The sequence below is a fragment of the Bacillus sp. SB49 genome (assembly GCF_000469135.2).
Taxonomy (GTDB): Bacteria; Bacillota; Bacilli; order Bacillales; family Halobacillaceae; genus Halobacillus.
Window position 1 is genome coordinate 98,303 of the sequence record NZ_CP048117.1, and the last position, 25,419, is coordinate 123,721.

24 protein-coding genes and 2 tRNA genes are annotated in these 25,419 nt (G+C 46.8%); 24 read left to right on the plus strand and 2 right to left on the minus strand.

Going from position 1 to position 25,419, the window contains the following annotated elements; all coding sequences use genetic code 11:
- Window positions 1-104: 104 nt before the first annotated feature.
- The 18 genes from M662_RS00520 (at window position 105) to M662_RS00605 (ending at window position 16,428) form a co-directional block, all read left to right on the plus strand.
- Window positions 105-284, plus strand: a complete 180-nt coding sequence (locus M662_RS00520; protein ID WP_008633473.1) for a small, acid-soluble spore protein, alpha/beta type — start codon at window positions 105-107, stop codon at window positions 282-284.
- Between the two features lie 104 nt (window positions 285-388).
- Window positions 389-1,255, plus strand: coding sequence for a 4-(cytidine 5'-diphospho)-2-C-methyl-D-erythritol kinase (ispE, locus tag M662_RS00525; RefSeq protein ID WP_008633474.1), 867 nt, complete (start codon window positions 389-391; stop codon window positions 1,253-1,255).
- Between the two features lie 60 nt (window positions 1,256-1,315).
- Window positions 1,316-2,134 carry a pur operon repressor gene (gene purR / locus M662_RS00530; protein ID WP_008633477.1) on the plus strand — a complete coding sequence of 273 codons (819 nt, stop codon included), beginning with the start codon at window positions 1,316-1,318 and terminating at the stop codon, window positions 2,132-2,134.
- Between the two features lie 163 nt (window positions 2,135-2,297).
- Complete coding sequence (gene spoVG / locus M662_RS00535; RefSeq protein ID WP_008633479.1) at window positions 2,298-2,597, plus strand: septation regulator SpoVG; 300 nt, start codon at window positions 2,298-2,300, stop codon at window positions 2,595-2,597.
- 157 nt (window positions 2,598-2,754) lie between these two features.
- Window positions 2,755-4,134, plus strand: a complete 1,380-nt coding sequence (gene glmU / locus M662_RS00540) for a bifunctional UDP-N-acetylglucosamine diphosphorylase/glucosamine-1-phosphate N-acetyltransferase GlmU (RefSeq protein WP_026577061.1) — start codon at window positions 2,755-2,757, stop codon at window positions 4,132-4,134.
- 16 nt (window positions 4,135-4,150) lie between these two features.
- On the plus strand, window positions 4,151-5,104 hold the full coding sequence (locus M662_RS00545) for a ribose-phosphate diphosphokinase (RefSeq protein ID WP_026577060.1): 954 nt from the start codon (window positions 4,151-4,153) through the stop codon (window positions 5,102-5,104).
- Between the two features lie 81 nt (window positions 5,105-5,185).
- The gene (locus M662_RS00550) at window positions 5,186-5,839 is read left to right on the plus strand and encodes a 50S ribosomal protein L25/general stress protein Ctc (RefSeq protein ID WP_008633484.1); all 654 of its coding nucleotides are present in this window, start codon (window positions 5,186-5,188) and stop codon (window positions 5,837-5,839) included.
- Window positions 5,840-5,990: 151 nt separating this feature from the next.
- Window positions 5,991-6,554 carry an aminoacyl-tRNA hydrolase gene (gene pth, locus M662_RS00555; RefSeq protein WP_026577059.1) on the plus strand — a complete coding sequence of 188 codons (564 nt, stop codon included), beginning with the start codon at window positions 5,991-5,993 and terminating at the stop codon, window positions 6,552-6,554.
- An 81-nt stretch (window positions 6,555-6,635) separates the two neighbouring features.
- The gene (locus M662_RS00560; protein ID WP_008633487.1) at window positions 6,636-6,866 is read left to right on the plus strand and encodes an anti-sigma-F factor Fin; all 231 of its coding nucleotides are present in this window, start codon (window positions 6,636-6,638) and stop codon (window positions 6,864-6,866) included.
- A gap of 47 nt (window positions 6,867-6,913) precedes the next feature.
- On the plus strand, window positions 6,914-10,453 hold the full coding sequence (gene mfd, locus M662_RS00565; RefSeq protein WP_026577058.1) for a transcription-repair coupling factor: 3,540 nt from the start codon (window positions 6,914-6,916) through the stop codon (window positions 10,451-10,453).
- 181 nt (window positions 10,454-10,634) lie between these two features.
- Window positions 10,635-11,171 carry a stage V sporulation protein T gene (spoVT, locus tag M662_RS00570; protein WP_008633491.1) on the plus strand — a complete coding sequence of 179 codons (537 nt, stop codon included), beginning with the start codon at window positions 10,635-10,637 and terminating at the stop codon, window positions 11,169-11,171.
- A gap of 94 nt (window positions 11,172-11,265) precedes the next feature.
- Window positions 11,266-12,846 carry a putative polysaccharide biosynthesis protein gene (locus tag M662_RS00575; RefSeq protein WP_008633493.1) on the plus strand — a complete coding sequence of 527 codons (1,581 nt, stop codon included), beginning with the start codon at window positions 11,266-11,268 and terminating at the stop codon, window positions 12,844-12,846.
- Window positions 12,843-14,309: a bifunctional methyltransferase/pyrophosphohydrolase YabN gene (gene mazG / locus M662_RS00580; protein WP_026577057.1), complete on the plus strand. Its 1,467-nt coding sequence runs from the start codon at window positions 12,843-12,845 to the stop codon at window positions 14,307-14,309. Before M662_RS00575 ends, mazG begins: the two co-directional genes overlap by 4 nt.
- Window positions 14,310-14,312: 3 nt before the next feature.
- Window positions 14,313-14,573: an RNA-binding S4 domain-containing protein gene (locus tag M662_RS00585; protein WP_008633497.1), complete on the plus strand. Its 261-nt coding sequence runs from the start codon at window positions 14,313-14,315 to the stop codon at window positions 14,571-14,573.
- Window positions 14,574-14,703: 130 nt separating this feature from the next.
- On the plus strand, window positions 14,704-14,979 hold the full coding sequence (gene yabP / locus M662_RS00590) for a sporulation protein YabP (RefSeq protein WP_026577056.1): 276 nt from the start codon (window positions 14,704-14,706) through the stop codon (window positions 14,977-14,979).
- Window positions 14,980-15,026: 47 nt separating this feature from the next.
- Window positions 15,027-15,566, plus strand: coding sequence for a spore cortex biosynthesis protein YabQ (gene yabQ / locus M662_RS00595; RefSeq protein ID WP_236096550.1), 540 nt, complete (start codon window positions 15,027-15,029; stop codon window positions 15,564-15,566).
- A gap of 16 nt (window positions 15,567-15,582) precedes the next feature.
- Window positions 15,583-15,966 (plus strand): FtsB family cell division protein, encoded by a 384-nt coding sequence (locus tag M662_RS00600; RefSeq protein ID WP_008633504.1) that lies wholly within the window; start codon window positions 15,583-15,585, stop codon window positions 15,964-15,966.
- A gap of 75 nt (window positions 15,967-16,041) precedes the next feature.
- Entirely contained in the window at window positions 16,042-16,428 is a 387-nt protein-coding gene (locus tag M662_RS00605) for a S1 domain-containing RNA-binding protein (protein ID WP_008633506.1), read from the plus strand.
- A 162-nt stretch (window positions 16,429-16,590) separates the two neighbouring features.
- Here M662_RS00605 and M662_RS00610 read toward each other — a convergent pair.
- Together M662_RS00610 and M662_RS00615 are read right to left on the minus strand one after the other, a co-directional pair.
- A tRNA-Glu gene (locus M662_RS00610) sits at window positions 16,591-16,662 on the minus strand.
- A 21-nt stretch (window positions 16,663-16,683) separates the two neighbouring features.
- Window positions 16,684-16,760, minus strand: a tRNA-Met gene (locus M662_RS00615).
- 276 nt (window positions 16,761-17,036) lie between these two features.
- Here M662_RS00615 and spoIIE point away from each other — a divergent pair.
- The 6 genes from spoIIE (at window position 17,037) to ftsH (ending at window position 25,367) form a co-directional block, all read left to right on the plus strand.
- The gene (gene spoIIE, locus M662_RS00620; protein WP_026577055.1) at window positions 17,037-19,478 is read left to right on the plus strand and encodes a stage II sporulation protein E; all 2,442 of its coding nucleotides are present in this window, start codon (window positions 17,037-17,039) and stop codon (window positions 19,476-19,478) included.
- 61 nt (window positions 19,479-19,539) lie between these two features.
- On the plus strand, window positions 19,540-20,277 hold the full coding sequence (locus tag M662_RS00625) for a vWA domain-containing protein (protein ID WP_008633509.1): 738 nt from the start codon (window positions 19,540-19,542) through the stop codon (window positions 20,275-20,277).
- Window positions 20,258-21,181 (plus strand): serine/threonine protein kinase, encoded by a 924-nt coding sequence (locus M662_RS00630; protein WP_008633511.1) that lies wholly within the window; start codon window positions 20,258-20,260, stop codon window positions 21,179-21,181. Before M662_RS00625 ends, M662_RS00630 begins: the two co-directional genes overlap by 20 nt.
- 80 nt (window positions 21,182-21,261) lie before the next feature.
- Complete coding sequence (gene tilS / locus M662_RS00635; RefSeq protein WP_026577054.1) at window positions 21,262-22,656, plus strand: tRNA lysidine(34) synthetase TilS; 1,395 nt, start codon at window positions 21,262-21,264, stop codon at window positions 22,654-22,656.
- A gap of 8 nt (window positions 22,657-22,664) precedes the next feature.
- Window positions 22,665-23,207 carry a hypoxanthine phosphoribosyltransferase gene (gene hpt, locus M662_RS00640; RefSeq protein WP_162129325.1) on the plus strand — a complete coding sequence of 181 codons (543 nt, stop codon included), beginning with the start codon at window positions 22,665-22,667 and terminating at the stop codon, window positions 23,205-23,207.
- A gap of 117 nt (window positions 23,208-23,324) precedes the next feature.
- Entirely contained in the window at window positions 23,325-25,367 is a 2,043-nt protein-coding gene (ftsH, locus tag M662_RS00645) for an ATP-dependent zinc metalloprotease FtsH (protein WP_008633518.1), read from the plus strand.
- Window positions 25,368-25,419: the final 52 nt, after the last annotated feature.

Sequence of the window (25,419 nt, forward strand, 5' to 3'; positions counted from 1 at the left end):
TGTATTTTATGGAACAATTACATACAACTCCCCGCTATAATTCATCCGTCTAGACACATACTAGGACTGTCGTAACTAAGTGAATGCGAAAGGAGCTGAAAGCGATGGGACGTAAGCGAAGTATCATGTCCGATTCGTTTAAAGAGGAACTCGCGAAAGAACTTGGGTTTTACGACAAGGTGCAGCAAGATGGATGGGGTGGCATCACTACGCGTGATGCAGGTAACATGGTAAAACGAGCGATACAAATGGCAGAAGAACAGCTGGCGGACAACCAGCGGTGAATGAATCCCCTCTGTGCATAACAGAGGGGTTTTTTACATAACGTTTCTTGTTCATATAAATATGGTACAATGCTGTAAGATAATCTTGAAGATGAGGTGCTTGCATGCAAATACTTGAAAAAGCTCCTGCCAAAATAAACTTGTCACTGGACGTCCTGTATAAGCGCCCGGATGGTTTTCATGAAGTGGAAATGGTCATGACAACGGTGGACCTTGCAGATCGGATTGAATTGACGCTGCTTTCCGAACCTGTCATTAAGGTCGAATCAGAGAGCCGTTTCGTCCCTAATGATGAGCGTAACCTAGCTTATCGTGCGGCGAAACTCCTCCAGGACCGGTTTAAGGTAAATAAAGGGGTTAACATATTTATTGAAAAGAATATCCCTGTCGCAGCGGGCCTTGCGGGAGGCAGCAGTGACGCCGCTGCTGTTCTGCGTGGTGTCAATCGAATGTGGGGCCTTGGGCTTTCTGACGATGAGCTGGCCGAACTCGGTGCGGAAATCGGATCAGACGTGTCGTTCTGTGTTTATGGAGGAACGGCCCTTGCTACTGGGCGAGGAGAGCAGATTCGTTTCCTGCCAGCACCGCCGCCCTGCTGGGTTGTTCTGTCGAAGCCGACCATCGGTGTCTCTACACAAACGGTCTATCAGGGTCTGGACGTTTCCCAGGCGGAACACCCTGATACGGAAGCGATGGTACGGGCGTTACAGGAAGAGGACTACGAAGGAATCTGTGCCAATGTAGGAAATACATTGGAAGGTGTGACGCTTAAGCTGCATGAGGAAGTGGGGCAGATCAAGGAGCAGATGCGCCAGGCCGGAGCGGATGCTGTGCTTATGAGTGGAAGCGGACCGACTGTGTTTTCGCTTGTAGAGCAGGATGCACGCGCCCAACGGATCTATAACAGTTTAAAAGGCTTCTGTACCGAAGTATATATGGTTCGGATGCTGGGATATAGAGAAAATACTTGATAAAATCCGTACAAATCTGTTATATTTAATGAAAATATTCGGATTTTGAGGTGTCCTCTTATGAAAAGAAGTGAGCGACTAGTTGCGATGACCCATTTCATCCTTGATCGACCTCGAGAATTGATTTCCCTTCCTTTCTTCTCGGAGAAGTATGAAGCGGCAAAATCCTCGATCAGCGAAGATCTAGGTATTATTAATAAAATGTTTCAACATGAAGGGATAGGCTACCTGGAGACGATTTCGGGAGCAGCTGGCGGCGTTAAATATATCCCTGCTTTTTCAGAAGAATACAGTAAGACGTTTGTTCGTGAATTGTGCGAACGATTGCAGGATCCGGCGAGGCTTCTGCCGGGCGGATACTTATTTATGAGTGACATACTCGGTGATCCCGAGACGACAAGGAATATCGGTCGATTATTCGCTTCCGCTTTCCGGGATAAAGACATAGATGTCGTCATGACAGTGGCCACTAAGGGAATACCGCTTGCTTACGCTGTCGCTTCCTATCTTAACGTTCCTGTTGTTATAGCCAGAAGAGACCCTAAAATTTCGGAAGGGTCGACGGTAAGTATCAACTATGTTTCAGGCTCGACGCGGAAGATCCAGACGATGGTATTAACCAAGCGTTCTCTGCAGGAAGGTTCACGCGTATGTATCATTGATGACTTCATGAAAGCCGGGGGAACGATCAACGGCATGCGGAATCTCTTGAAGGAATTCGACGCAGAGCTTGCCGGCATCGGTGTATTGGCAGAAGCCGAAGACGATGAAGAGGATCGTGTCGTGGACGATTACCTTTCCTTAGTTCAAATCGTCAATGCGGATGAACGGAAATTCTCCATTGAAGTACGACCTGGGAACTTGCTGGAAAATATATAGGACTGTCAATCAGGCTCTCATCCTTGTGATGGGGGCCTTTTCTATACCTGTTTGTGAAAAATTAATTGATTTGAAAAATTTTTTAGAAAAATAAGCAGGAATTATTCCCGTTTTGTGGAATTTATTTAACATAAGTTCCTTTGGGATAAAGGTGGTGAATTTAATGGAAGTAACTGACGTGAGACTGCGACGCGTGAATACCGATGGAAGAATGCGAGCAATTGCTTCTATTACCTTGGATCAGGAGTTTGTTGTCCATGACATACGGGTGATTGATGGCAACAATGGGTTGTTTGTAGCAATGCCGAGCAAACGTACCCCGGACGGGGAGTTCAGAGACATTGCACACCCGATCAATTCCGGCACACGTGGAAAGATTCAGGACGCTGTTCTTGAAGCCTACCACCAGGCCGGTGAAGAAGACGAAGCAGGGGTGGAATTTGAAGAAGCCGGAGCTTCGTAATACTTAAAGCACAACAAAGGGTCTGACCACTGCGGTCAGGCTCTTTTTTTGATAGGGAGAAATGTCGATTCCTACCTTTTCCCACCGGCTCAAATGTTGAAATCACCCTACGTTTGAGATATGATTCAAAGTGGATAATTAGGATGGAGGTACGTTCATGACTAACCGTTACGCTGTTGTTCTCGCTGCTGGCCAAGGTACACGTATGAAGTCGAAACTTTATAAAGTTTTGCACCCCGTATGTGGGAAGCCTATGGTACAGCACGTTGTCGATCAATTAAATACATTGGAATTAGATGAGCTAATCACTGTTGTTGGTTTTGGAGCAGAGAAGGTTCAGGATCAACTGGGTGAGGACAGCCACTATGTCGTCCAGGAAAAACAGCTTGGCACAGGACATGCTGTACTGCAGGCAGACGATATCCTGGCAGACAAGCAGGGGACGACGGTTGTTGTCTGCGGAGATACTCCTCTTCTTACGGGGGAGACGCTCCAGAAACTGCTTGACCACCATGATGCAGAAGGGGCGAAGGCAACCATTTTGACTGCCCATGCGGAACATCCACATGGATACGGGCGCGTGATCCGTGGTGGCAACGGTCAGGTGGAGCGAATCGTCGAACAGAAGGATGCCTCGGAAGAAGAGCAGGCCGTACAGGAAATTAATACAGGAACGTATTGCTTTGATAACGCTATGCTTTTTGAAGCGCTGAAGAACGTTTCCAATGATAACGTCCAGGGAGAGTACTATCTACCGGATGTCGTGGAAATTATGAAAGACCGCGGGGAGACGGTTTCCGCTTATCAGACACCTGAATTTTCGGAGTCCCTTGGAGTAAATGACCGTGTCGCATTGGCGAAAGCAGAGAAATTAATGAAAGAACGAATTAATGAGAAGCATATGAGAAACGGGGTTTCATTGGTGGACCCTGATCAAACCTACATTGGTCCGGATGTCGTCATTGGGCAGGATGTGGTGATTTACCCTGGAACTGTGTTGGAAGGAGAGACGGTTATCGAGGATGATGCCGTTATTGGTCCACATACGACAATTAAAAATTGCCATGTCGGTAAAGAAACGAGCATTAAGCAGAGTGCTGCTGCTGACAGCAAAATCGGCGCAAGAGTCCAAATTGGACCATTTGCCCACATCCGTCCGCAGTCTTCTCTAGGCGATGATGTCAAAATCGGTAACTTCGTGGAAGTGAAGAAGGCGCAGTTCGGTAACGGCAGCAAGGCTTCTCATTTAAGCTACATCGGTGATGCGGAAGTTGGAAGTGGTGTCAACATCGGATGTGGTACAATAACAGTGAATTATGACGGAGAGAATAAGTTCTTGACGACTATTGAAGATGATGCGTTCATTGGATGTAACTCCAACTTGATTGCACCTGTCACGGTCGGCAAGGGAGCTTACGTCGCTGCCGGTTCGACGATCAATCAAGACGTCCCGTCCGAAGCGCTTTCCATCGCGCGTTCCCGCCAGACGAATAAAGAAGGCTACGCTACTAAAATGAAATCGATCAAAAAAGATTAACGGAGGGTTCCATTCCATGGCAACTGGATATAAGGATTCAAAACTGAAAGTATTCTCACTAAACTCCAACCCGGAGCTGGCAAAAGAAATTGCCGACCAAATCGGAGTAGACTTAGGGAAATGTTCAGTCACAAGCTTTAGTGACGGCGAAATTCAAATCAACATCGAAGAAAGTATCCGCGGTTGTGATGTTTATGTGGTGCAATCCACGTGTGAACCGGTCAACCAACATATCATGGAACTTCTGATTATGATCGATGCACTGAAACGAGCTTCTGCAAGAACCATCAACATCGTTATGCCTTACTACGGATATGCAAGGCAGGACCGTAAAGCCCGTCCGCGTGAACCTATTACTGCGAAATTGGTTGCGGATCTGTTGGAAACAGCCGGAGCGACTCGTGTGCTGATGCTTGATCTGCATGCCCCGCAGATTCAAGGCTTCTTCAATATTCCTATCGATCACCTTGTTGGTGTGCCGATTCTTTCGGATTATTTCGAGGAGAAGAACTTTGACGACCTCGTCATCGTTTCCCCTGACCACGGTGGAGTGACCCGCGCACGCAAAATGGCCGATCGCCTGAAAGCGCCGATTGCCATTATTGATAAGCGTCGTCCTCGTCCGAACGTAGCGGAAGTGATGAATATCGTCGGAAACATCGAAGGGAAAACAGCTATTTTGATCGATGATATTATTGATACAGCCGGTACAATTACGCTTGCTGCGAACGCTCTTGTTGAGAATGGAGCGAAGGAAGTATATGCATGTTGTACGCACCCGGTGCTTTCAGGTCCTGCGATTGAGCGCATCGATAATTCCAAGATTAAAGAGCTTGTTGTTACGAACACGATTCCTTTAGTGGAAGAGAAATCCAGTGAGAAGATTAAAGAACTTTCTGTTGCCGGTTTAATTAGTGAAGCCATTATTCGTGTCCATGAACGTCAATCCATCAGCATCTTGTTTGACTGATTTTTTATAAAATTAGGTTTAACTCTCTTGTTTAACGGGAAACTGTTATTATGATTGGTAAATTACTGGAGGTTGATTAATTTGGCTATTACTCTTAAAGCAAATCAAAGAAAAGATCTCAAACAGTCTGCTACTCGTGAACTGCGACTTAACGGCAATGTGCCGAGTGTAGTATACGGTAAAGAAAAAGAGCCGATCACGGTTGCTGTTAACAGCATAGAGTTACTTAAAACTGTGCGTGATGAAGGGAAGAACGCAATTATCTCCCTTGATATCGATGGAAAAGATAAAGTGGATGTTATGCTACATGAATATCAAGTCGATCCGTTGAAGGACCAGCTGATTCATGCAGATTTCTATATCGTTAACATGTCAGAAGAGATGGATGTAGAAGTTCCTGTCCGTCTTGAAGGGGAGGCTGCCGGCGCCAGAGAAGGCGGTGTCGTACAACAACCGCTTTATGAATTGGCGGTTCGTGCTAAACCAGCGGATATTCCGGAAGAAATCGTCGTAGACGTTTCTGAATTGAATATCGGTGACAGTGTGATGGTCAGCGACTTGAAAGAGTCCCGCGGTTATGAAATCACAGAAGATGATAATACGACAATTGTTTCCGTAACTCCACCGGAAGAAATGCCGGAAGAGCCGGATACAGATAATGCAGACGAAGAACCGGAAGTCATCAATGAGAAATCAGAAGATGAAGATGGGGATTCCGAAGAGAAATCAGAGTAAACAACGGAATAGGATAAGGGGGCGTAGCCGGAAGGCGCGTCCTCTTCTTTTGTATTTCGTCTTTTTTCAATGACCAAGAATTGTGACATTATTTTTATCCATGCTTTGATATAATAGAGAAATAGTACAAAGACAGTAAAGGAAGTTATGTATGAAATGTATCGTAGGCCTGGGTAATCCAGGCAGGAAATATGAACAGACACGTCATAATATCGGATTTATGATTGTCGACCAGCTGGCAGAGAAGAATGGCTGGACACTTACTCAGAAGAAATTCAACGGCCTCTTCACGATGGAACGTGTAGACGGGGAAAAGGTCGTTTTGTTGAAACCTCAAACGTATATGAACCTTTCCGGGGAGTCCCTTCGTCCATTGATGGAATATTACGATATGGATGTCGAGGATGTTTTGGTCGTTTACGATGACCTGGATCTTCCTCCCGGGAAGATCCGTTTAAGGCAGAAAGGCGGCCACGGCGGTCATAACGGTATCCGGAATATCATTGACCAGCTTGGTACGAAAGAATTTAAACGACTTCGTGTAGGAGTTGGCCGACCGAATGGGTCCCAGACTGTAATTGACCATGTGTTGGGGGATTTCTATAAGGAAGAGTGGGAGGCTGTGGAAGAGAGTATCGAACAGTCTGTCCAAGCGTGCGAAGCATGGCTCAATCAGCCTTTCAATGAAGTGATGAATGATTACAATGTGAAATGATCGTCGCCTCTCGTCAGATAACCGTATAACGCCCGCCTGTGACGGTAAAACTATGTACCATCAACCTAGAGGAGGATGGACATGAAAATACGTTATTTTTGTCGTCACTGCGAGAACCAAGTTGGAGAATTGGACGCTGCACAAGTGGATGTCTCCCAGTTGGGGTTTGATCTTTTAAATGACACCGACCAGGAGCAGATGGTCCGCATGACAACGGACGGGCATATGGATATACGGACGATTTGTGATTCATGCAAAGAATCATTAGACGAGAATCCACACTATCATGAGCTAGACTTTTTCATTCAGTAAATCGTGATCTTCCATCATGGAAGATCCGGATGGTGGAGGAATTCGATATGCAGGGAATAAAGGATTATTTATATCCAAAAGATGATATACATTCGGTGATAGCTGGCTATGAGTCAGGGATGAAAGAACAGATGGTTGCCGGCCTTTCCGGAGCATCGAGAACAGTGTTAATATCGATGCTGCGTGAATCGTTGAAACGGCCGATTATTCTCGTCACCCATCAGCTGATTCAAGCACAGCAGCTATATGAAGACATGCAGGAATTGACGGACGGGGAGCAGGTGCATCTGTATCCGGTTAACGAATTGATTGCATCTGAAATTGCCGTCGCAAGTCCAGAATTGCGTAGTCAGCGCATCGAGGCGCTAAGTCAGTGGTTGAATCAAAAGTCCGGTGTGTTGATTGCACCGGTAGCCGCTCTGAAACGAATCATGCCGCCGAAAAAGTATTGGGAGCATAACCAGCTCCCTTTTCGTGTTGGAGAAGAAGTGGATCTTGATGAATACTTAACCCGTTTTATCAGTATGGGTTACGACCGGACGGAAATGGTGGCAAGTCCCGGAGAATTCTCGTTAAGGGGCGGCATTATAGATGTCTACCCGCTGACATCGGAGCACCCGTATCGGATTGAGCTGTTTGATACAGAGGTCGATTCTATTCGCACGTTCGACTCAGAAACGCAGCGGTCCCATGATAAGCTTGATTCCGTTGTCGTTGGGCCAGCAGCAGAGCTTCTGTTGAGGGAAGAGGATTATGCCCGTTCCCACGATCGTTTAGAAACGGCACTGAGTCAATCGTTGAAAAAGTTGACGAAATCCGAGGCGAAAGAAACCCTTGCCCAGGTCGTGGAACATGACCTTGGTAGACTGAAGGAACAGGAACGTTTTCAGGAGATGTATAAGTATATTGGGTACTTTTATGAAGAGCCGGTAAGCTTACTGGATTATCTTCCGAAAGACGGCCTTGTCATTCTGGATGAAATGAGCAGGATTCAGGAAACAGCCACCCGTCTTGATCAGGAAGAGGCGGAATGGCATCAGAGCTTGCTGGAGGCTAATCAAACGGTGAGGGATCTGAACATATCCTTCGACTGGCAGGATACGTGGGATAAGATCGAGCAGCCTCGTCTATATATGTCTGTGTTTATGCGTCATATTCCGAATACACAGCCCCAGAATGTTGTGAACATATCCAGCAGACAGATGCAGCAGTTTCATGGTCAGATGAATTTGTTGAAGAACGAAATGGACCGATGGGAGAAGCAGGGATACTCCGTCGTTATTCTGGCGCCTGATGAGAAACGTCAGGAGAAAATCCAAAGTGTCCTGGACGATTACGACATGGAAGCCGTCGTCAGTAAAGAAGAAGTGAAGCTCCCATTAGTCAAACCGACGATTGTTCAAGGGAATATCAGCAGTGGCTTTGAGTGGCCGATGCACAAGCTTGCGGTGCTGACAGAGAATGAGTTATTCAAAAAACGTACGGCCAAGCCGAAGCGTAAGAAGCAGAAGATGTCCAATGCGGAGCGGATCAAGAGCTACCAGGAGTTAAAAGTGGGCGATTATATCGTCCATGCCAGCCACGGAATCGGGAAGTACCTTGGTATAGAAACATTGAAAATGGGGGGCAACCATAAGGACTTCCTTATGGTTAAATACTCTGGAAACGACAAATTGTATGTGCCGATTGACCAAATCGATTTGATCCAGAAGTATGTCGGTTCGGAAGGGAAAGAGCCGAAAGTTTATAAGCTTGGAGGCAGCGAGTGGAAGAAAGTCAAAAGCAAAGTCCAATCCTCTGTCGAAGACATTGCGGATGACTTGATCCAGCTGTATGCGGAGCGTGAGGCATCGAAAGGGTATGCCTTCAGTGAAGACGGGGAGATGCAGCGGGAATTTGAGGCAGCATTTCCTTATGAAGAGACGGAAGATCAAATCCGGTGTATTGAGGAAATCAAAAAGGATATGGAACAAATTCGCCCGATGGATCGTCTCCTCTGCGGGGATGTTGGTTATGGAAAAACGGAAGTTGCGATTCGTGCGGCATTTAAAGCCATTGTAGACGGCAAACAAGTAGCCTTGCTTGTACCGACTACCATACTTGCTCAACAGCACTTTGAGACGCTTCAGGAGCGCTTCCAGGGATTTGGTATTAACATTGGGCTGATGAGCCGTTTCCGTACGAAGAAGCAGCTGAAGGAGACGTCTGATCGTTTACGCAAAGGACTGGTGGACGTCGTCGTTGGTACCCACCGCATCCTTTCCAAAGATGTAGAGTTCAAAGACCTTGGTCTGTTGATTGTCGATGAAGAACAACGCTTCGGAGTCAAACACAAAGAAAAGATCAAGCAGTTGAAGAATAATGTCGATGTACTGACCCTTACAGCGACGCCGATTCCGCGTACGCTGCATATGTCTATGCTCGGCGTCAGGGATCTGTCCGTCATAGAAACCCCTCCTGCCAACCGTTTCCCGATTCAAACTTACGTCCTGGAGTACAATCCGATCTTTCTTCGTGAAGCAGTGGAACGGGAGATGGCCCGTGACGGTCAGGTGTTTTTCCTGTTTAATCGTGTGGAAAATATTGAACGGATGGCGCAGGAGATCTCCGCGCTGGTACCGGAAGCAAGAGTAACGTTCGCTCACGGGCAGATGAACGAAACCGAGCTAGAAAATGTCATGTTCTCCTTCTTGGAAGGGGAATTCGATGTGCTTGTCAGTACGACGATCATCGAAACGGGAGTGGATATACCGAACGTAAATACACTTATCGTCTACGATGCAGATCGAATGGGCCTCAGCCAGCTGTATCAGCTGCGGGGACGAGTCGGACGATCCAACCGTGTAGCGTACGCCTATTTTACGTACCAAAAAGACAAGGTCCTGACAGAAGTGGCGGAGAAGCGTCTTCAGGCGATCAAAGAATTTACAGAGCTCGGTTCCGGATTCAAAATCGCCATGCGCGATCTTTCTATCCGCGGTGCAGGTAATCTGCTCGGAGCCCAACAGCATGGATATATTGATTCTGTCGGATTCGATATGTATTCCCAAATGCTGAAGGATGCGATCGAAGCGAAACGCCAAGGGAAAGAGCCGGAAGCGGTCCAACCATTCCAGCCGGAACTGGATATGATGGTCGATGCGTATATTCCGGAAGAATACATCAAGGATGAGAAGCAGAAAATAGATATGTACAAACAATTCCAGGCGATTGAATCTGTCGAGGACATTCATGACCTCCGGGATGAATTGATTGATCGCTTCGGGGATTATCCGGAAGAGGTCGACAACTTGTTCCGCGTTTCTTCCATACGTCTGTATGCCAAACGAGCCCGGATCGAAGCCATTACAGAACGTAAGCAGAAGATTGAGTTGTTGATGGAATCCGAACAAAGTCAGCAGGTTGATGGTGCGAAGCTGTTCGAATTTGCCAACAAGTATGGGCGGATGGTTCAACTTGGCACGGAAGAAACGAAATTGAAGGTGACCATCAGCTGGAATCGAAAAGCCGATTGGAACAAATATGAATTAGTTGAAGAGTTTATCAGTAAACTGCCGGAAATGATGCGTGAAACGACTACAGCTTGAAAGAACCCCCACTTATCCCATGGAAAGTGGGGGTTTTTACATAATTTATTTAAAAAACCATACCAAGGGTGCATAGGTTTTTTCTGCTGAATCATACTATCCTTAATCACCCGCTCATTCTGCTTGCGCTTCAACAGGAGAAAGAATGGAATTCATCACAGAAAAGGAGGCAGCATAAAGGATGAAAGCAACTGGTATAGTACGCCGTATCGATGATTTAGGACGTGTAGTTATTCCGAAAGAGATCCGCCGCACATTGAGGATTCGTGAAGGGGATCCTTTAGAAATTTTCGTTGACCGTGAAGGAGAAGTTATTCTTAAGAAGTATTCGCCGATTAGTGAGCTGGGTGATTTCGCTAAGGAATATGCGGAAGCGCTGAGTGAATCGTTGGAATCTCCTGTCTTGATCTGCGACCGGGATGAGTTTATAGCCGTGGCCGGAGGCGTGAAGAAGGAGTACATGAATCGCTCGATTGGGAGTAAAGTCGAAGAAATTATGGATACCAGAACGATGTCTTTTGAAAAGCATCCGGATCCGGTTGAGTTTGTCCAAGGGCAGGAAGAAGACGTTATTTCCTACATTATTTATCCTATCATCGCCCAGGGAGACCCGATTGGATGTGTGATTGCCTTTAATAAAGAAGGATCACCAATGGAGGAAAGTATGACAAAAGCGCTGCAGACAGCTGCCAGCTTTCTGGCGAAACAAATGGAGTAGTGAACAGGGTCAGGTCCGAGCGGGTTAAGGGATCTGACCTTTTCATATGGTATAATGAAAGCTTCGAATATACATAAGAAAGAAAGGTTTCGCAATGACTCATACACGTTCCAACTCCTTTCTAAAAGGAGCTTTCATCTTAACTCTCGCCGGTTTGATCAGCAAAGTCATCAGTGCAGGTTACAGAATTCCTCTTCAAAATTTGACGGGAGATATCGGTTTTTATATTTATCAGCAGGTTTACCCTATTCTGGGTGTTGCACTTCTGCTGGGACTCTATGGATTTCCTGCGGCTATTTCTGTATTAGTTGCTGAAAAAGGAGAACGGCCGCTGTCGATTCCTTCCTTCTATCTTCCGGTTTTTGGGTACATGTCGGGTTTGTGTCTGTTGATTTTTAGTGCGGGTTATTTAATGGCATCTGATCTCGCTTCGGTGATGGGCGATACGCGCCTGGTTTCCGCGCTGCGCGCATCTTTTGCCGTATTCCTGCTTGTTCCTTTTGCAGCTATCTTCCGGGGCGTCTTTCAAGGGCGGGGAAACATGGGGCCCACGGCGATTTCGCAAATTACAGAACAGCTCTTGCGGGTAGGGCTTATTCTCGCTGCCGCTATTTCTGTAATGAGGGGCGGAGAAGTGTACCGGATCGGTCTTGGTGCCGCCGCTGGATCCATGCTTGGTGCCTTTGGTGCTGCGGTGCTTCTGTACGTATGGTTTAGAAAGACCCCTTCCTTTTGGACGTGGGAGCGTTCTTCGGTCGACCCGAAGATGGGGAGGAGGATCCTGCTCAACGGGATTTTCATCTGTTTGAATTATATGTTATTGATATCTCTTCAGCTCATAGATGCGTTTACCATGATACCTGGTCTAATGGATAACGGATTCAGTGTAACGGAAGCCCGGGAGGCAAAAGGGGTCTTTGACCGCGGCCAGCCGCTCGTTCAGTTAGGGACGGTCCTTGCATCTTCCCTTGCACTCGCTGTTCTGCCGTCCATCAATCGAAAACGATGGGAGAAAGAAAAAAGCGCGGTAGAAAGGGATGCGTTTCGGGCAGTAAAATTCACTCTCATAATCGCTGCAGGCGCAGCAGTGGGACTGATGTATCTGTTTCGGGACATCAACATTTCCTTCTTTCGGGATGAAGCAGGAACCGGTCCACTCCGAGTGTTTATGTTTGTTATCATTTTCAGTTCGTTGATCATCACCCTGTCCTCTATCCTGCAGGGGCTGGGATATATGAGACAGACAGCTGGGATCCTGGTGATAGGGGTAGTTGTGAAGACGCTTGGCAACTTAGTGTGGATACCTGCGTTCGGTGTCTATGGCACAGCGGTTTCATCCATAATAGCTGTTGCTTTCGTTTTAGTGGGAAATATCGTACTCTTAAGGCAAGAGATCCCATGGAGGAAATGGTTCGCATTACCTTGGCGGGCTGTCTTTGTTTCTGCTTCCGGGATGGTTGTCGGTCTGTGGATTATTGATGCTGTTTTACCATATGTGAATATATCAGGAAGCCGTATCTGGCTGTTATTATTTGTGCTTGTGAGAGTAGGTGTCGGTGCTGCTCTTTACTTATTGCTCCTGCTTAAGTGCGGATGTTTCACAAGAGTGGAAGTGGCCGCACTGCCGGCCCGGAGATGGTTGATGAAATTGTTGCCGAAAGGAATGAAAGAATGAACACGATTAGAGTAATCGGGCTTGGTGCTGCGGAATTGAATCAACTCCCGCTCGGAATTTACCGTGCGTTGATCCATGCCGAATCACCGGTTTATATGAGGACGAAAGAACACCCGGTCGTCCACGAATTGGAGAAGGAGGGGCTGGCATTTCGCAGCTTTGATGATGTATATGAGTCTCATCAGCAGTTTGGGGATGTCTACAAGGAAATCGTAGACAGGTTGGTCGAGGCATCCGCAGAAGGGGATCTTCTCTATGTGGTACCTGGACATCCAATGCTTGCAGAACGAACGACTCAGCTCCTTTTGGAGAAAAGGGAAGCGGGAATCATCGCTGTAGAAATACTGGGGGGACAGAGTTACCTGGATGCTACCTTTTCGGCACTGGAAATCGATCCTGTAGAAGGATTTCAATTTCTGGATGCCACTGCTTTGAAGCGGGAAGAACTGCAATATTTAAATCACATTATTCTCTGCCAGGTCTACGACAGTATGATTGCATCAGAAGTGAAACTGACGCTGCTGGAAGACCTGCCTGCCAGTCATCCCGTGACGGTGGTAACGGCGGCGGGAAGCTCTGCAGAGAAGCTTACGACTGTACCTCTGGAGGAACTGGACCGCCATGTGGAAGTAGACAACCTTACGAGTCTCTATGTTCCTCCTCTGGAGAGGGAGCGCCTTAACCATCAATTCTTCCGCCTCCGGGAAGTGATCCGCATTTTAAGAAGTCCGGAAGGTTGTCCTTGGGACAGGAAGCAGACGCACGAATCTCTGCGCAAATATATGATTGAAGAAGCATATGAATTTATAGACGCGGTTAATCGTGTGGATGATGAGAATATGATTGAAGAGCTCGGAGATGTCCTGCTTCAAGTCATGCTTCACAGTCAAATTGGAGAAGATGAAGGATTTTTCACAATCGATGACGTAATTATATCCATAACGGATAAAATGATCCGTCGTCATCCTCATGTATTCGCTGATGAGGAAGCTCGGGATGCGGAGGAAGTGTTGACCAACTGGGAAGCAATCAAACAGGAAGAGAAGGGAGCGGCTCCTGCCTCTATTCTGGATAGTGTCCCGGAGAGCTTCCCTGGATTGCTGCAGGCACAAGAGCTCCAGAAGAAAGCCGCCAAGGTTGGATTCGACTGGGATTCGGCGGAACCCGTAATAGAGAAGGTGAACGAAGAATGGGCGGAATTCCTCGAAGCGCGTGATGCCGGGGATGAAGTAGAGATGGAGAAGGAATTCGGTGATTGGTTGTTTGCAATCGCTAATCTGGCGAGGCATTACAAGATAAGTGGGGAGAATGCTCTTCAAAGAACCAACCGCAAGTTCCGGACGAGGCTGTCATTAATGGAAACAGCGGCTGGTCAGCAGGGGCGTAAGCTGGAAGACTACGATCTTGATTCGCTGGAAGCATTGTGGGTAGAAGCGAAAGCAAAAAATAAAGGAGCGGAATAACAGATGCGTTTAGATAAATTCTTGAAGATTTCCAGGTTGATCAAGCGGCGTACACTGGCTAAAGAAGTAGCGGATCAAGGCAGAATCAGCATCAATGGATCTCAAAGCAAGGCAGCAAGCAACGTAGCCGTCGGCGATGAATTGACGATCCAGTTCGGTCAGAAAATCTTGACCATTGAAGTGAAGTCTCTCAAGGAAAACGTAACAAAGGATGAAGCGACGACACTTTATGAAATTAAGAAAGAAGAACCGGTGAAACAATAATGCTGTTCTTATCCCGCTGTCCATGAGGACGGCGGGTTTTTCTTCTTGTTCTATTCGCCTGTTTCTTTTCATAGGTTGTACTAGAGAAGGAGGGTGTGAATCAATGGAAGGTTACGATAAGAACAATGGTATGCGCACACAGCAGGCAGAACATAATGTGAAGGTTTGGAACCGGAGAAATATAGAAATCACTGGTGTGAAAGAAGTGGACAGCTTCGACAGCGAGGAGTTCTTACTTCAGACATCCATGGGATACCTCGTCGTCCGCGGGCAGAATCTACAAATGAAGAATCTCGATTTGGACTCCGGTGTGGTGGCCATCAAGGGTAAAATGCATGAGATGACATACCTGGACGAACACCAAGGGGAGAAAGCTAAAGGACTATTTAGCAAGCTCTTCAAATGACGCTCACGGTACAGTTCATCACCATCCTCTCTATGATTGTGGGAGGGATGGGGGTGGGAGCCTCCATGGACACATTCGAGCGTATCTTCGGCCGGCGTAATAAACGCGCGTGGCGGGAGGTTTTTTATCAGCTTGGTTTCTGGTTCGTTCAGGCGGTATTTTTGTTTTATTTGCTGTACCTGGCTAACTATGGTGAGCTTAGAGTCTATGTATTCCTGGCGATTCTCTGTGGATTTTCCGCCTATCGTGCATTGTTTCAGAAGGTTTACTTAAGAGCGCTTGAAGCTTGGATCCGCTTATGGCTCGGAATTTGGAATGCTGTGAAAAAGCTGGTGTACTATGTGCTTTTCCTTCCATCGAAATCCATCATTTTCCTTATTATTTCTTTACTTCTTGGCGTTTATAAGATACTTTTAAAGGGTATCATTCTATTGTTTCTTGTCATATTTTATCCGATCCGGTTAATTTTACGAGTGATTTGGCGACTTGTGCCGAAAAACATGAAAAATTACTTAAGGAAAACAGCAGGTTTTTTGGATAAAATAAAGAATACATGGAACAAGTGGATAAAACGATTAAAGAGGTAAAGGAGGCAGAGCCTGCATGGCAAAGAGACAGTCGGAGTCAGTAGCACGCATGGATTCTACATACATGAAGCACTACGATGCTTACATGGACAGACACCAGCGTAAGAAGAAACGCTTGATTCGTCGTCTTGTTATGTTTGCCTTGTTAGTGACGGTCGTTGCCGGCTCCATGGGTGTGTATCACTGGAAACAGCAATCCGTGTATGCCGAAAAGAACGAACAGTACGAACAACTTCAGCAAGAGATGGCCGCTTTGAAAAAAGAGGAAAATGGGCTGGAACAGGAGATCGAGCTGTTAAATGATGAAGATTATGTTCTGCAGATAGCCAGAACGAACTATTTCTTCTCCAAAGAAGGCGAAATTATCTTTAAAATGCCTAATGAGGACCCGTCTTATTGACACTCTTTTCAAAGCTTATATATAATATGTAGGAACGATACTTTTATCGAAAACTTAAGGAGGAGCATTTTTTTTATGTCAATTGAAGTAGGCAGCAAGCTGCAGGGTAAGGTAACGGGAATCACTAATTTCGGAGCTTTCGTCGAGCTTCCAGATGGTAAGACGGGTCTAGTTCACATTAGTGAAGTTGCCGACAACTATGTCAAAGACATTAATGAGCACTTGAGCCAGGGCGACCAGGTGGAAGTGAAAGTCATTAATGTTGGAGATGACGGTAAGATCGGCCTTTCCATAAAAAAGGCAAAAGAGAACCAGAATCGTCGTCCGCCAAAACCTCGTAAACCGGTAGAGTCTTTTGAACAGAAGATGAACCGTTTTATCAAGGATAGCGACGAGCGTTTAGCATCACTGAAAAAGCACACGGAATCCAAACGTGGAGGTCGAGGTGCTAAAAGAGGATAGCTTGCTGTCTAGGACAATGAGTAAAAGGTGCGCGTCTTCATAACTTATAGAAAAAGCAGATCCGATGGCGGATCTGCTTTTTTGCTGCTTATCTTTCTATGCGAAAGAAAAAAGCACGTCTCCATAGGGAGGCGTGCTTTTTTAGGACAAGAATGCTTTCGATGACCCGTACGGGATTCGAACCCGTGTTACCGCCGTGAAAGGGCGGTGTCTTAACCGCTTGACCAACGGGCCTTTATGTATTTGAAAAAATAATGGTAGCGGCGGAGGGAATCGAACCCACGACCTCACGGGTATGAACCGTACGCTCTAGCCAGCTGAGCTACACCGCCATATTTTTAAATAGTTATCTCAAAGGCACAAGAAATATAGTACACCATGATAAAAAAAGTGTCAACAACAAATAAAAATATCAGATAAGTCTGTCTATTTCGCTAGGGAATGAAGGAGGTTTATGGGGGAGAAGGGGGTTGGACCTGAGACATTTTGTAGAAACTCCATCCGTTCGTGGGAAAACCATCGAAGTTTTTGTTTCTGCTCTCCTGTTGTTTTGACAAAATGCTTGTTCTTGCTGTGGTTTAATAGGTTTCACAAAGGAGTGGTGATAGATGTTGGGTACTGTATCAAAACGGGAAAGTCGTCAGGCTGTTCGAGGATCAGGAATTGTACAAGGTTTACAGAAGGTTTCTTTCGGAACGTTCTCCTTCATGGCGAACAAAGGCGTGTTCCACATGCTTCTTGCACTACTACTGGGACGAGCGATTATATTATCGTCCATGGCCCCTTTCGGTGTTGCGTTCCTGGCCGTGATCTGGTGGTTGAAGCGGCCGCTGGTTATACCGGTCACCATTATGATGGCTGCTGGAGCTTCTACATACAGCTACAGTCATGCGGGGTTTATCGTCGGAGCGTCGCTGGCTTTTTTGCTCTTAAGTCTGGGAGTGCGCAAAACAAGTCACCCCCAGAGATGGCTGCCGGCACTCGCCTTGATTGCCAGTCTCATACCAAGGACCGTCAGTCTGGCACTGCTCGATCGCTGGCAGCTTTACGAAATTACATTAATGGCGGCAGAAGGGGTATTGAGCTTCATCCTTGTACTAATCTTTATGCAGAGTCTTCCGATTTTAACACCACAAAGATATCAACCTACGTTAAAGAATGAAGAGATTGTTTGTTTGATCATATTGTTAGCTTCTGTATTGACAGGCATGATCGGTTGGCAGATTCAAGGGGTAGCAGTTGTGGATATATTTGCACGGTACTTAGTTGTTTTGTTGGCCTATATCGCGGGGGCGGCGATCGGGTCGACGGTAGGAGTCGTGACAGGACTCGTATTAAGTTTGTCTAACATGGATCATATCTATCAAATGAGCCTGCTTGCATTCTCGGGCTTGCTGGGTGGTTTATTGAAAGAAGGGAAGAAGTTGGGGGTGAGTGCTGGGCTCATCGTCGGCACCCTTCTTATCGGCTTTTATATGAACAGTGGGGCAGGTCTGCCGTCTTCTCTGTGGGCGTCTGCGTGGGCGGTGGCTTTGTTTATATTGACTCCGAATTCATGGGTGACACAATTATCGAAATACATTCCGGGAACGGAAGAACATCATTCAGAGCAGCAAAAATATTTGCAGAAGGTTAGAGATGTGACGGCTGTACGCGTCGGAAAGTTTTCCGACGTATTTCAGGCGTTATCGAAGAGTTTTACATTGGAACAGCCGAAAGTAGACGAAGGACAAGCGGAGGAGGTCGATTATTTTCTCAGTCATGTAACGGAGAAAACGTGTCAGTCGTGCTTTAAGAAGGAGAAATGCTGGGTGAGTAAGTTCGACGACACCCATGATTTAATGACTGATCTGATGCATGAGCTGGATGAGAAGGGGGAACCGAGCCGGCTCTTAAGGAAAAATGTAGACCAGCACTGTGTGAAATCACAGAAGCTGATCGATACGATGAATCATGAATTATCTTTCTATCATGCTAATAAGCAGCTGAAGCGGCAGGTGATGGAGAGCCGCAAATTCGTAGCGGAGCAGCTGCAGGGTGTATCAGAGGTCATGAATAATTTCGCCAAAGAGATTGTAAAGGAGCGGGAGCAGCACGAACATAAAGAACAGATCATTTATCATGCACTGGAACGAATGGGGATGATTATTCAGAAACTTGAAATCTACTCGCTTGATGAAGGAAACATGGACTTGGAGTTAATTGTAGAAATTGAGAATTACCGCGGAGAAGGATCCAAGATCATTGCGCCGGTATTGTCCGATATCTTAGGGGAGACGATTGTTGTGACGATGGAGGAGATTTCTCCTTATCCGAACGGCCGGTGTTATTTATCTTTTGGTTCGGCAAAGCATTATTCGATTGAATCAGGCGTCGCACACGCGGCAAAAGGAGGAGGGTTCATATCCGGTGACAGTTACACCATGATGGAATTGGGCAGAGGGAAATATGCCCTTGCAATCAGTGATGGGATGGGGAATGGGGAGCGGGCACATGAAGAAAGTATGGAAACGCTCCGGCTGCTGAAACAAATTCTGCAGTCAGGGATTCAGGAGTCTGTCGCGATCCAGTCCATTAATTCCATTCTATCTCTACGTACGAATGATGAAATCTTCTCTACTCTCGATTTAGCGGTGATCGACCTGCATAAGGCGACATCCAAATTTATTAAGGTAGGAAGCACACCGAGCTTTATCAAACGAGGCGGGCAGATCCTTACTGTGGAGTCAGGAAACCTGCCAATGGGAATTATCCCGGAAGTCGACGTCGATATGACGAGTGAACAATTGAAAGCGGGAGATTTCCTTATCATGATGAGCGACGGGATTTTGGAAGGTCCGAAACAGCTGGATGATGTGGAATTGTGGCTCAAGCATCGGATCAAAGGTATAACAGAGAAAGACCCGCAGATTATCGCGGATCTTTTATTAGAAGAAGTTATTCGCGCCCAAGCAGGAACGATCGATGATGATATGACGATTATCGTCGCCAGAATTGATCGGTATATGCCGGAGTGGTCCTCCATTCCAGCAGAGAAAAAAGAGGCGTGATTTAGTATATATTTCCTCCGTTTCGGCGAAGCTGAGAGCAACGAAACAGGAGGGATCCAACATGAAACCAGGCCGACTGAAGCAGATTCTTTTATTAACGGATGGTTGCTCAAACCACGGAGAAGACCCGATTGCTGTAGCAGCACTTGCCAGGAATCAGGGCATAACGGTCAATGTGATTGGCGTTCTTGACGATCGTCAGAACGGACAACCTCAGGGGCTTGAGGAAGTAGAGTCCATTGCAGAGGCGGGTGGAGGCGTCAGTCAAATTGTTTATCAACAAAGTTTGTCCCAAACCGTGCAGATGGTGACGAGACAAGCCATGACCCAAACGATACAAGGAGTCGTTAATAAAGAATTGCAGGAGATCCTCGGAAAGAGCCAGACGATTGAGGAATTACCTCCGGAACAGCGGGGGGAAGTCGTGGAGGTGGTGGATGAGCTTGGAGAAAGTTGTGATTTGGAAGTTCTCGTGCTTGTCGACACGAGTGCAAGCATGCATCACAAGCTGCCGACGGTCAAAGATGCATTGTATGACTTATCCTTAAGTTTGAATGCAAGAACCGGATCGAATCAGTTCAGCGTCTACACGTTCCCTGATCCGAAGCGAACCATCAAACGCATGGTGGATTGGACGCCGGAACTAGGGGAAATCAACGGCATTTTCTCCAAATTGAACAGTGGAGGGTACACACCGACTGGACCTGCACTGAAAGAGGCGATCTATGCGTTTGCCGAAAAGCCATTATTCCGTACGATGCGAGATGAGGTCGATCCTTATGAAGAAACAGGTAATTAATCTTCAACCTGGAGCGAAGGTGACAGGAAAGTGGAATGGAAAAACCTACACAATCATCCGAGAGCTGGGCTCGGGTGCTTGTGGTACGGTTTTTTTGTGCCGGAATGAAAATGGGCGCAAGTACGCCTTGAAGGCGGGAGAGGACAGCTCGCGCATGATGATGGAAGTGAATATGCTGAAGAAGTTCAGCAAGGTCCAAGGGGTCAAGCTTGGGCCTTCTTTTGTTGACGTCGATGATTGGACAAGAATAGGCGGAAAGGCTATGCCTTTCTATGTCATGGAATATATAGACGGAATTCCTTTAGAACAATTCCTTAAAGGAAAGACGAAAGACTGGATCGGTATATGTACACTGCAGCTTCTCAGTGATTTGGATCATCTCCATCAGGCAGGCTATGTATTTGGCGATTTAAAAACGGATAACCTCCTTATGTCCGCTTCCAAAGTTCGTTGGATCGATGTAGGAGGTGTGACAGCATTGGGAAGAGCGATCAAGGAGTACACCGAGTTTTATGACAGGGGGTACTGGGGGATGGGATCGAGAAGGGCGGAACCATCTTACGACCTCTTCGCTGTAACGATGATTATGATGGAGATGGCGTACCCGAAGCGGTTCGAACGAGGCTCCAGTCCAAAGAAGACACTGGAACATAAGCTGCAGCAGTCAGATCTTCTAAAACCATATCGGCGTTTCATACAAGACTGTTGGAGAGGCAGATACATTAATTCCCGGGAAATGAAGCAGGCTCTTTCTGGCGTATTGATGAGCAGCAAGAAAGCTCAAAACAACCAGACACGTTATGTCAGACGAAAGAAAGAGGATATGGAAACAAAGGAGTGGACCGTATTTTCCCTCGTATCTGCTCTTCTTTTCGGGGTGTCGATAATAAGTTTCTTTATTTAGTGGGTATTCTTTTGCAGATAGATCGAAGAGTGATACGATAGGATTAGTTAGATTGAAATTACAGACAGGAGGTACATGTCATGGATCGCAATGTTCGTGCATTCATCACGAAACATCAGTTGATACAGCCTCACCAAGTGGTGTTGGCAGCTGTATCGGGCGGTCCGGATTCTCTGGCACTTCTGCACTTCTTGAATCTCCTGCGTGAGGACATCCCTTTCCGGCTGACGGCGCTTTCGGTTGACCATGGCCTGCGAGGGGTCCAGTCTCAGGAGGACCTCTTGTTCGTGGAGCGTATATGCAGGGAGTGGGAAATCGAATTTGTCGGAACTTCCGTGGATGTACAAACGTACAAAGAATGGACAGGGAAAGGAACCCAGGAAGCGGCGCGAGATTTACGCTATCGTTTTTTCGAGGAGATGATGGAAGCACATGATGCCGATGTGCTTGCTACAGGGCATCACGGGGATGATCAGGCAGAAACGATGGTTATGCAGATGGTCAGGGGTGCAAGGCCGGAAGCACTCCAGGGGATGCCGCTTGAGCGGCCTTTCAGTACGGGAAGAATTATCCGCCCGCTCCTGGGAGTATCCAAACAGGATATTGCCGCTTATCTGGATAGGCACGGTATCGAGGCGAAGCACGATCCTTCAAACGAACAGACGGATTATACACGGAATGCTTTTCGTAAGTATGTATTGCCCTTCATGAAAGAGCAGAACCCGAAGCTGCATGAACACATGCAGGCGTGGAGTGAGAGGGCGAGGGAAGAGAGAACGTACATAAGGAAACAGGCCGAAGAAGTGCTGAAAACCGTACATTTTTCTACAAATGTTGAGAAATTCGTACAATTGTCTGTGCGAACATTCAAAACCTTCCCGCCAGCTTTACAAAGGACTGCCTTTCATCTAATATTGAACTATCTGTATGTGAAGCAGACCGAAGACATATCTTACCTGCATGAAGATCTGTTTCTAGACCTGTTAAAAGGTGAAAAATCAAACGTAATGCTGGACTTCCCGGGCGGTTTGAAAGTTGTCCGTGCCTATGATGAAGTCACGCTCTCTTTCCAAAAGAAAAGTGGAGCAGCCCCCTATTGGTTCCAGTTGGAACCCGGCGGGCATGTCGTTACACCCGACGGCTCGGTGGTGGAGGCGGAGTGGACAGAAACGTTGGATACTAAAGGTCATACTATGTACATATGTGATACCGCTCACGTAGAGCTGCCGTTAATCGTCCGTTCCAGGAAGAATGGAGATCGGATCAGGTTGAAAGGAATGGACGGATCGAAAAAGGTAAAAGATATTTTTATCGATCAGAAGGTTCCTGCTGCATTGCGTGATTCCTGGCCGATTGTTACGGACCAGACCGGAAAGATCATATGGGTGGCAGGTCTAAGAGGAAGCGGGACTCCCGTAGACCCTTCATCAGGTACATGGCTTCGGTTACATTATAAAAACAAAGCAGACACGTAGGAGGAGCAATCATGCATAACGACATTGAAAAGGTCTTGATTTCCGAAGAGGAGATTCAGGAGAAGTGTAAAGAATTGGGAGCCCAATTGACAGAGGAATATAACGGGCGCTTTCCGCTGGCAATCGGAGTGCTGAAGGGTGCAACCCCATTCCTGACAGACCTTTTGAAACGTGTAGAAACGCATCTGGAAATGGACTTTATGGATGTTTCCAGTTATCACGGAGGTATGGAATCTTCCGGAGAAGTCAAGATTGTAAAAGACTTGGACACGAAAGTGGAAGGTCGCGACATCTTGATCGTTGAGGATATTATCGACAGTGGAAGAACTCTTGCTTACTTAGTGGACCTGTTTAAGTACCGCAAAGCCAAATCCATTAAAATTGTAACGTTACTGGACAAACCGACCGGCCGAAGTGCTGACATTAAGGCGGATACAGTAGGGTTCCGTGTTCCTGATGAGTTTGTCGTAGGATACGGATTGGATTACCAGGAGAAATACCGCAATCTTCCATATGTAGGTGTCTTGAAGCCGGAAGTCTATGGCGGCTGATCGTAGTAGTTTTTCGCAGAGCGTCAACTCTTTGTCATCAAGGGTAATTAGTTGTATCGTCCGTTTTTTGTATGGTAGTATTTACTATAGTTTTTCTCGTTTGGGAGGAGGTAGGCAATGAACCGGATATTTCGTAACACCTTATTTTATTTACTTATCTTCCTCGTTGTAATCGGCGTAGTCGGTCTATTCCGAGGGCAAGGTGATGCGCAACAAGAGTTAAATGTCAATGAGTTTTACGATAAATTGAATAACGGTGATATTGAGGAGATGACGATCCAGCCTGTCAATGGGGTGTTTCGTGTCAGTGGTCAGTTAGAAGGTGCGGCTGAAGGGGAAGGATCCTTCACTGCTAACATCCCTGCTAACGATGAAGTGATTTCGAACATTACACAGACGGCTCAGGAACAAAGTGTTCTGAATGTGGAAGAAGAAGAGCAGCCTAGTGCATGGGTGACATTCTTGACCTCCATTATTCCGTTCATCATTATCTTCATCTTATTCTTCTTCTTGCTTAATCAGGCTCAGGGCGGCGGAAGCCGTGTTATGAACTTCGGTAAGAGCAAGGCGAAGATGTATTCCGAAGAGAAGAAAAAAGTACGATTTAAAGACGTTGCCGGAGCAGATGAAGAGAAGCAGGAGCTTGTAGAGGTCGTAGACTTCTTGAAAGACCCTCGCAAATTCTCTGCTGTCGGAGCGCGTATTCCTAAAGGGGTTCTATTAGTGGGGCCTCCTGGTACTGGTAAGACATTGCTGGCCCGTGCTGTTGCAGGGGAAGCGGGAGTGCCGTTCTTCTCTATCAGTGGTTCTGATTTTGTTGAAATGTTTGTCGGTGTCGGTGCTTCCCGTGTTCGTGACTTGTTCGAGAATGCGAAGAAGAACGCACCTGGTATCATCTTCATCGATGAGATCGATGCAGTCGGTCGTCAGCGTGGAGCAGGTCTTGGTGGAGGTCACGATGAACGTGAACAGACACTGAACCAGCTTCTTGTAGAGATGGATGGTTTCGGCGTGAACGAAGGAATCATCATCATCGCGGCTACCAACAGACCTGATATTCTGGACCCTGCACTACTGCGTCCAGGTCGTTTCGACCGTCAGATTACGGTAGATCGTCCGGATGTCAAAGGTCGGGAAGCAGTCTTGGGCGTTCATGCGAAGAACAAGCCGTTGGCTGAAAATGTCGACTTGAAGACGATTGCATTGCGTACACCGGGATTCTCAGGTGCAGACCTTGAGAACCTCTTGAACGAAGCAGCTCTTGTAGCTGCCCGTGGAGATAAGAAACAGGTTGATATGGATGATGTCGATGAAGCGATCGATCGCGTCATTGCAGGACCTGCTAAGAAGAGCCGTGTCATTTCCAAGAAAGAACGTGACATCGTTGCTCACCATGAAAGTGGTCACACGGTAATCGGTATGGTGCTTGATGATGCCGATATGGTTCACAAAGTTACCATCGTTCCTCGTGGCCAAGCCGGCGGTTATGCCGTAATGCTTCCGAAAGAAGATCGTTACTTCATGACGAAGCCGGAACTGTTCGATAAGATTACAGGTTTGCTGGGTGGACGTGTTGCTGAGGAAATCATTTTCGGTGAAGTGAGTACAGGTGCTCATAACGACTTCCAGCGTGCGACTAACATCGCTCGTAAGATGGTTACCGAGTACGGAATGAGCGAGAAACTCGGTCCGCTTCAGTTCGGTTCCAATTCAGGCGGTCAAGTATTCTTGGGCCGTGATATCCAAAATGAACAGAACTATAGTGATCAAATCGCTTATGAAATCGATCAGGAAGTTAAAAACTTCATTGAATATTGCTATGACCGTGCGAAGACGATTCTTACCGAGAACAAGGATAAGTTGGAGTTAATCGCGCAGACATTGTTGGATATTGAGACGCTTGATGCTGTCCAAATCCGTTCCCTTTTCGACAAAGGGCGTTTACCTACGGATGAAGAACTGGAAGCACTTGCACAGGAAAACAATGCGAAGATAAAAAATAACACCTCTTCTGTTGATGAGGACGTACGCGTCAACATCCAGTCTAAAGATGAGGAAAATGTACAGGAAACAGATACCGTGAAAGAGGAAAAAGAAGCAGACACAGCGGAGCAAGAGGGAGATAACCATTCCCCTGATTCCGAAGACCGTCGTTCTTAATCTGATTTAACCAGGCCACACCAGCTCATGACCCGAGCGGTGTGGCTTTTCC

Coding starts and splice junctions, on each gene's coding strand:
- spoIIE (WP_026577055.1), top strand. CDS start 17,037: ATGTTGGGTACTGTATCAAAACGGGAAAGTCGTCAGGCTGTTCGAGGA.
- ftsH (WP_008633518.1), top strand. CDS start 23,325: ATGAACCGGATATTTCGTAACACCTTATTTTATTTACTTATCTTCCTC.
- M662_RS00605 (WP_008633506.1), top strand. CDS start 16,042: ATGTCAATTGAAGTAGGCAGCAAGCTGCAGGGTAAGGTAACGGGAATC.
- yabQ (WP_236096550.1), top strand. CDS start 15,027: ATGGGGGTGGGAGCCTCCATGGACACATTCGAGCGTATCTTCGGCCGG.
- M662_RS00560 (WP_008633487.1), top strand. CDS start 6,636: ATGAAAATACGTTATTTTTGTCGTCACTGCGAGAACCAAGTTGGAGAA.
- yabP (WP_026577056.1), top strand. CDS start 14,704: ATGCGCACACAGCAGGCAGAACATAATGTGAAGGTTTGGAACCGGAGA.
- pth (WP_026577059.1), top strand. CDS start 5,991: ATGAAATGTATCGTAGGCCTGGGTAATCCAGGCAGGAAATATGAACAG.
- spoVT (WP_008633491.1), top strand. CDS start 10,635: ATGAAAGCAACTGGTATAGTACGCCGTATCGATGATTTAGGACGTGTA.
- ispE (WP_008633474.1), top strand. CDS start 389: ATGCAAATACTTGAAAAAGCTCCTGCCAAAATAAACTTGTCACTGGAC.
- M662_RS00520 (WP_008633473.1), top strand. CDS start 105: ATGGGACGTAAGCGAAGTATCATGTCCGATTCGTTTAAAGAGGAACTC.
- spoVG (WP_008633479.1), top strand. CDS start 2,298: ATGGAAGTAACTGACGTGAGACTGCGACGCGTGAATACCGATGGAAGA.
- M662_RS00630 (WP_008633511.1), top strand. CDS start 20,258: ATGAAGAAACAGGTAATTAATCTTCAACCTGGAGCGAAGGTGACAGGA.
- purR (WP_008633477.1), top strand. CDS start 1,316: ATGAAAAGAAGTGAGCGACTAGTTGCGATGACCCATTTCATCCTTGAT.
- M662_RS00625 (WP_008633509.1), top strand. CDS start 19,540: ATGAAACCAGGCCGACTGAAGCAGATTCTTTTATTAACGGATGGTTGC.
- glmU (WP_026577061.1), top strand. CDS start 2,755: ATGACTAACCGTTACGCTGTTGTTCTCGCTGCTGGCCAAGGTACACGT.
- M662_RS00600 (WP_008633504.1), top strand. CDS start 15,583: ATGGCAAAGAGACAGTCGGAGTCAGTAGCACGCATGGATTCTACATAC.
- mfd (WP_026577058.1), top strand. CDS start 6,914: ATGCAGGGAATAAAGGATTATTTATATCCAAAAGATGATATACATTCG.
- mazG (WP_026577057.1), top strand. CDS start 12,843: ATGAACACGATTAGAGTAATCGGGCTTGGTGCTGCGGAATTGAATCAA.
- M662_RS00585 (WP_008633497.1), top strand. CDS start 14,313: ATGCGTTTAGATAAATTCTTGAAGATTTCCAGGTTGATCAAGCGGCGT.
- M662_RS00545 (WP_026577060.1), top strand. CDS start 4,151: ATGGCAACTGGATATAAGGATTCAAAACTGAAAGTATTCTCACTAAAC.
- M662_RS00575 (WP_008633493.1), top strand. CDS start 11,266: ATGACTCATACACGTTCCAACTCCTTTCTAAAAGGAGCTTTCATCTTA.
- tilS (WP_026577054.1), top strand. CDS start 21,262: ATGGATCGCAATGTTCGTGCATTCATCACGAAACATCAGTTGATACAG.